Origin of the sequence: Achromobacter marplatensis (genome assembly GCF_002209535.1) — a bacterium.
GTDB classification, from domain to species: Bacteria; Pseudomonadota; Gammaproteobacteria; order Burkholderiales; family Burkholderiaceae_B; genus Achromobacter; species Achromobacter marplatensis.
In genome coordinates this window covers 146,872-153,433 of the sequence record NZ_NJIG01000012.1, presented here as the reverse complement: position 1 = coordinate 153,433, position 6,562 = coordinate 146,872, and the positions used below count along the sequence as shown (strand labels likewise).

Here is a 6,562-nt window from a genome sequence, read left to right as displayed (position 1 = left end):
CTTGATCTCCACTGCTTGCTCCTGAGTCAACATTGTCGGCGGCCAAAAGGCCGCCATCATTGCCCAGGTGGGTCAGATTTACTCCGACGCGGTGGGTCAGTATTACATCGGCGCTGACACTGATGGACTCGACAGTCGCGTCGTGTTGCTCTTCCCGCACGGTGACTTCTTCTGACAACCCTGTTTCGAGAGCGGGAATCTTTTGAATCGGGGCAAGTACATCCTGGCCCAATTGCGTCTGTCCGATCTTTCCGTTGAAGTAGTTCAGGATATCGCCAAGCTCGGTGCTGGACTGCCCCATCGCCCCGTTGCCAGCCGGGAACCTTGGACCAGGTAAGCCATTCTTATCGCGCAGGATGGCCCAGAAATAGAGGCGTACACCACCGGACAGCCCCATCAGCAAAGCGGAGTTCTGGGGATATGCATACTCGCCCAGCGGAATCGCGTCGGCAAAGTCGGGAGTTTTGCTGTACCAAATCTCCGTCTTTTCAATGATGGACGGCCCCGGAGCAAAGCCCCATTTCACCTGAATGGCGAACACAATCGCTGAAGTTCCCTGCGACGGTTCCAGGTGCGTCACGGTGGCTGGCGGCGCGAGAATGCCATCCAGTTGCGTCTGCGTCGATGAGGCCCATATCGAAGCAATGTCCATGGCGTTCAGCGCCCGCACGCGGCAAAGGAATGCGCCCGCATACACATTGGGCACCTCGATGCTGGTTGATCCAGTGCGAGGGAGATTCACCCACTCCGAGTTGTTCCGACGCCACTGCACCTCATAAGCAACAGCGTTCGCCGCAGGCTTCCAGGAAAACACTGCCGTATGACTGGCGTATCCCTGAGCCACAACCGGGTAAGACGTGATCGTGACCTCCGTTGGTGGAGCTTGAACGCCAGGCGGGATAACGGTGATGGGCAGCGGATCAAGACGGGTTCCGAAATCCACATTGTCGAACTTGCCCGGCTCATGCTGAATAGCCGATATTTCAGCGGTCAGCCCATCCTTGCGCTTGATGCTGAGAACTCGAAACCGCTGAGCAGAAAGCGTTTCCGACTCAAGCGTCCACACACACTCTGCCTCGGGCACCTCGGTAAACGGCGCGCTCACAGTCAGAATCAGCACCGTACCGGGCAAGCCCACCATGTCGGCCGTCAGTTCAGTGGAATCGACGGTGAAGGTGGTCATGTCGGCGGTCAGGCCCTGCCCTACTGCCGTGCTGATGATCCGCGTTTGCGACACGCCGCTGGGCAAGTTCACCGTTAGGCGGTCCCCCGGACGCACACCAAGTTCTGCATCGACGGTAATTACGGTCGAAGTTGCGGAGCGAATCCGGCCACCAATTCGGCGGCCGGCCAGGTGCTGGTCTGCTACACGGATGATGCTGCCCGGCCGAGCGCGGCACGCATCAAGGCCGACGGGGTTGTCAGAAATTCCGTGTTTAAGGCGGGTTAAAAATCAAACGGAAGGACGGACGAAGCGATCTTCATAGAGGATAGCAAACTGGATCATGGCCTGTTTCCAATCACGGGCCGGACGGCCCCAATCGGCGGTGATATTGCGCAGAGCCAGCCAGAGGAGTTTGGTAGCGGCCTCGTCGCTGGGGAAGTGCCCTCTGGTTTTGATGATTTTGCGTAGCTGCGCATTAATATTCTCAATGGCATTGGTCGTGTAAATGACCTTACGCACCTCGGGTGGAAACGCAAAGAACGGTATGACGCGATCCCACGCATGGCGCCATGCGCGGGTCACGACGGGGAATTTCTGTCCCCATGGCCCTTGCTCAAATGTCTCGAGTTCGGCCAGAGCGGCTTCGGCGCTTGGGGCCGTGTAGATCGGGCGGATGGCGGCGGCCAGTGCCTTGCGATCCTTCCAACTTGCATAGTCCAGGCTATTGCGGATCAGGTGGACAATGCAGGTCTGCAACGTGGTGGCCGGGAAGACCGCACCCAGCGCCTCGGGCATCCCTTTGAGGCCGTCGGTGACGGCGATCAGGATGTCATGGACCCCGCGGGTCTTTAAGTCGTTGAAGACCCGCATCCAGAACTTGGCGCCTTCGGTACCCTCGATCCACAGTCCCAGGATATCGCGTGTGCCATCGGGAAGCACACCCAAGGCCAGATAAATGGCCTTGTTGCGCACGACGCCGTTATCGCGGATCTTTACACGCAGCGCATCAAAAAACACGACGGGATACATGGGCTCGAGCGGACGGGCTTGCCAGGCGGTCACCTCTGCCATCACCTCATCGGTCACCGAGCTGATGAACTCGGGCGAGACCTCGGTGCCGTACTGTTCTTGCAAAAAACCTTGAATCTCGCGCACCGTCATGCCTCTGGCATACATGGCAATGATCTTGTCATCAAAGCCCGTAAAACGCCGTTCGTGCTTCGGGATGAGTAACGGAGCAAAACTGCCGTCTCGATCGCGAGGGACCTCGATACGGATCGAGCCGTCCTCGGTCATGACGGTCTTGGCACCTTTGCCATTGCGCTGGTTAGTAGCCGCTGCGGGCTTAGCCGCCCCAGAGGGATAGCCCAGGTGGTGATTGAGCTCTCCCCCCAGCGCACGTTCGATCAGCGCCTTCTTAAATGCCAACGACGCGGCATTGATCGCTTCAGCCGTCATCGGGCCGTCACCGAACGACTTCAGTAAATCTGCGGGAATGCTCGGCAACTCGGCCAGCGGGGTCTTGGGTTTGCGTGGCATACATACTCCTTGGCGGTATGTTATGCCCTAAACACGAAATTACTGACAGACCCACGGCCTTGACGACCTCACGCGGATACACGCTGGTCTCCGACAGCGTGCCTCTGAACATTTCCTCGAAGGCGATCATTCTCAATTGCGCATCAAGGAACATTACGCCGAACACCTCGACGTCCGACAGCGCCAGCCGCGTCACGATATAGTCGATGGCGGCGGATGGCTTGGCCACTGGCAAGCGACTACCCAGCGCCCCCTCCAATTGCTGCGCAGCCGCGCGTAACAGCTCTTCCGGGGTTGCGGCTCGATAGAGGCCGCCAGCCTCGCGTACCACAGGTGCGTCTTGGACATCTTCCTGCACCCGCCTTTCTCCTGCCCACGCACTACTGAAACTTAGTTGCATTGCTCTCTCCAAAAGCGAGGGTCGCCTACCAACCCATTGGTGATCGGTCGTCAACAAAGGGAGGTGTCGAATCTGGCGTCACCATGCGCCGTTGGCTCTGGCCAATGGCCAATGGTCATTATCTGGAGCCCACCACAAGGATCCAGTGCCCATGCTGAGCTGACCTGAAGCAAGCGCATCCCACTGCTTAGCGGTGAGAAAACCCTCGCCTACTTATCCCTAGCCCGGGAATGTCGGCTGCTTCTCGACCTGCTCACCTTCCTTCGTCCCGACTGCGGGCCCGCGCTGCGAGTGCCGACCGTTGCCCCACTTTTGCGCCGCGAGCGTGCCCACGCCCGCGCCGGACGGAAAGGGCCCGTCGTCAACGGCTGCGCGCGGCCAGAAGTGGACGGCTGTGCATCCTTGTACGAAGCAAGCGGGCCGATTAACGCTCCGAGAATCTCCAACGCTCCACCTTAGACCAATTATCTCGAGCCGAAAATAATTGCTACATTTAAGCCCGAGGGGGGAGTTATCTCACCGCGTTCGACTGGGAGTGGTCGACGCTTAGACAGCTTCATCCCACTACTGCTACCCGAAAAGGAGAATGTATGAACGCGAGCCGGGGATTGAAGATTGCGGAGAAAGAGCCTGTGACCGCTCAGGGCACGCAGTTTTTGGAGCGCCTTGCAGAAGAACTAGACGTTCCCATTTCGCGTTATCAGGAAGCATCAAAGCGCTACGACTCTGTAGGAAGTTGGCTTTGTCGTGATGCGTCCACGCTAAAGGATTTCAACCCGGATGTGTACGTTCAAGGGTCGTTTCGTCTGGGGACTCCCATTCGACCTGTTAGCGATGACGAGCATTACGACATTGATCTGGTCTGCGAGCTTTCGCTATCCAAGGGCGATTACAGCCAGCACAATCTGAAGGCAATGCTAGGGCACGAGATGCAGCTTTATGCTGAAGCCCATAACATGCAGAAGCCAAGTGAAGGCCGACGTTGCTGGACGCTGGATTACGCAGAAGGCGCGCAATTTCACCTTGATGCGCTGCCTGCGCTTCCTGACGGAAAGATCAAGCGGCAACTTCTAATTGAGGCCAATCTTAGCGATGCTTGGGCGTCCTCAGCCATAGCTATTACCGACAAGGATCACCCCCGTTATCGGTCCATTACCGCGCAATGGCCACATTCCAATCCTAGGGGCTATACCAAGTGGTTTCGTTCAAGGATGGCGATTAACTATCGTCAAATCAGAGCCGCCATGGCCCTAGAGGCCCAAGCCAACGTTGAAGAAATCCCGTCGTACGCAGTCAAGACTCCACTACAACAAGCGGTGCAGATTCTAAAGCGGCACCGCGATGTCATGTTCGCGGGAAGGCCTGAGCACAAGCCGATTTCGGTCATTATTACAACGCTGGCTGGCCTGTCCTACTTTGGCGAAAGAACTGCCGTAGAAGCCGTATTAGGAATTCTCCAAAGGATGGAGTCACACATTTCCTTTGATCCGGCGGGCAATGTGCGGATCTGCAATCCTACAGATCCGCAAGAAAATTTTGCTGATCGTTGGCAAAATGCGCCGGAGAAGCGCGCAAGCTTTTATGCCTGGCTTCGCAAAGTCCGCGAAGACATTTCCATAATCGCCGCGCAGCAAAACCCTCAGAGAATTGTCGAGGCAGCTAGCCAGTCGTTCGGCGAACGTCAAGCCCGCGCCGCAAGCGGAGGGGCAGGCAGACGATCGACCAGTCTCGCAAGAATCTATGGTGCTGCCGTTAACCTTTTCGCCGCCGCTCACAAGCAGTCGGCACCGTGGCCCAAAGGACAGGTCGGAAGCGTGTCGATCTCTAAAGTCACATGGACGGGTCAAGGATTTTCCAGGCCCATGCGCTTGCATTCGAACGGCCAGCCGCTAGTCAAAGGGGCTTCCTTGAGTTTTCAAGTGACAACTGACATACCGCAACCATATGAAGTGTACTGGCAGGTCGTAAATACGGGGGCCGAAGCTACTGCTGCGGGAAAACTCCGAGGAGGATTCGACCAAGGCAAGGTGGAGCGCGGGGACATTACTCATAAAGAAGACGCCGCGTATGTTGGATCACACACCATAGAGTGTTTTATCGTCAAGAACCGCCATTTGGCAGCACGCAGCGGCGCTTTTGTCGTTAATGTTAAGTAGGTACCATGAGACAACTCATTCATAAATTCTTCAGTCGTCTCATTGACTACGTTTTCTATCGGCCGCGGACGTTTGGACCCAGGCTGGTTGGATTTGGGGTAGCCATAATTTTGGCGACAATTGGCGTGAGCTGGATCGCGAAGCTCTCGTATCGAAGCTCCGACGCGGAGTGGTCATTCGCTGTTTCAACGGGCGACAGCGTTTCTCAATTTCTATCAAACTTCGCTTATTGTATTGGCGCCCTTCTCATCGCAATTGGACTAGTCGTTTACCTACTCGATTTTTGGCGCGAGTCGAGGAAGAACTCGCGTCAGATTGCCATTGTGGTTGAGCTCAGAGGACTCCATTTAAGTCCTGATACGCCAGCGAAAGATGCGGACCTTGGCCCGCTACCCAGCAATCGAAATTGGGTGTTGCTCGACTTCAGACCGAGTGCGGAAGGTGAACGAGTGAGTCCAAAACTTCTTCTTCAAAAGCTCTCGACACTTAGATCTTCAGTGGAAACGCTTTCCGCCGGTCGCGACAGTAGCGACGTTTCCGTTGCGGTAGGCGGCCTCGCAGCGGTCCCAGCATTATTTTTGGCCGGAATGCTGTTAGAGGATGAGTCTAGAATCGCGATTTACGACTGGGATCGAAATACTGGCCATTGGCGCGGAATTGATGGCCCGGACGACAGTCATCGAACGCTACCGTTAGATGTCAGCGAACTTACGTTGAATCAAGACGAAGTAGTTCTGGCGGTTTCGCTCTCTTATCCGGTGGACATACCTGCCGTAAGAAAAGCGTTCCCCGGTATTTCCGTTTCCCATCTGCAAGCGGTACTTTTACGCACAGATGTTTATTGGTCTGAAGAGAAGCAACGGGCAATCGCCGCGTCGTTCAGAGACGCGATCCAACAGTTGATGGAAAAGGGCATCAGGCGAATCCATCTCGTATTGGCTTCTCCTGCGAGCTTGGCAATTCGATTGGGTACGACTTACGACGAGCGCTTGATGCCGGAACTACTCGTGTACCAATACGAACGTACAGACCCCGTACCCTATCCATGGGCGGTGCGGATGCCAGATCATGGAAACGCGATCCCCGTTGCAATTTGCACGCTGACAGGAGCCCCCATTTAATTTGGAGCAACTAGGGCCCAACCATCCCGATGACTGTTACGGAGTTTATTTCCGACGGGAACTTCCTGCTGCATTTGCGCCACATGAAGGCTCTCTATGCCGAGCGTCGGGACCTGGTCGACGTATTCAGTCGATGGGGCCATGAGCCACTTTACGCCGACTGAGTGTCCGCAACGGGTCG

General features: G+C 56.2%; 4 protein-coding genes and 1 pseudogene. 2 read left to right on the top strand and 3 right to left on the bottom strand.

Going from position 1 to position 6,562, the window contains the following annotated elements:
* The 3 genes and pseudogenes from CEY09_RS24220 to CEY09_RS24210 all read right to left on the bottom strand — a co-directional run.
* A pseudogene (locus tag CEY09_RS24220) lies at positions 1-1,183 on the bottom strand (phage tail protein); the annotation flags it as partial.
* A gap of 270 nt (positions 1,184-1,453) precedes the next feature.
* Positions 1,454-2,704, bottom strand: coding sequence for an IS256 family transposase (locus CEY09_RS24215; protein WP_088590566.1), 1,251 nt, complete (start codon positions 2,702-2,704; stop codon positions 1,454-1,456).
* Positions 2,631-3,104, bottom strand: coding sequence for a JAB domain-containing protein (locus CEY09_RS24210; protein ID WP_088590565.1), 474 nt, complete (start codon positions 3,102-3,104; stop codon positions 2,631-2,633). The genes CEY09_RS24215 and CEY09_RS24210 overlap by 74 nt, the downstream gene beginning before the upstream one ends.
* 590 nt (positions 3,105-3,694) lie before the next feature.
* Here CEY09_RS24210 and CEY09_RS24205 point away from each other — a divergent pair.
* Both CEY09_RS24205 and CEY09_RS32030 read left to right on the top strand, forming a co-directional pair.
* Entirely contained in the window at positions 3,695-5,260 is a 1,566-nt protein-coding gene (locus tag CEY09_RS24205; RefSeq protein WP_158218684.1) for a nucleotidyltransferase, read from the top strand.
* A 5-nt stretch (positions 5,261-5,265) separates the two neighbouring features.
* The gene (locus tag CEY09_RS32030; protein WP_108627538.1) at positions 5,266-6,381 is read left to right on the top strand and encodes an SAVED domain-containing protein; all 1,116 of its coding nucleotides are present in this window, start codon (positions 5,266-5,268) and stop codon (positions 6,379-6,381) included.
* Positions 6,382-6,562 lie beyond the last annotated feature (181 nt).

Excerpts from the sequence above, each read along its gene's own strand:
- CEY09_RS24215 (WP_088590566.1), bottom strand. The coding sequence starts at position 2,704 with ATGCCACGCAAACCCAAGACCCCGCTGGCCGAGTTGCCGAGCATTCCC.
- CEY09_RS24210 (WP_088590565.1), bottom strand. The coding sequence starts at position 3,104 with ATGCAACTAAGTTTCAGTAGTGCGTGGGCAGGAGAAAGGCGGGTGCAG.
- CEY09_RS24205 (WP_158218684.1), top strand. The coding sequence starts at position 3,695 with ATGAACGCGAGCCGGGGATTGAAGATTGCGGAGAAAGAGCCTGTGACC.
- CEY09_RS32030 (WP_108627538.1), top strand. The coding sequence starts at position 5,266 with ATGAGACAACTCATTCATAAATTCTTCAGTCGTCTCATTGACTACGTT.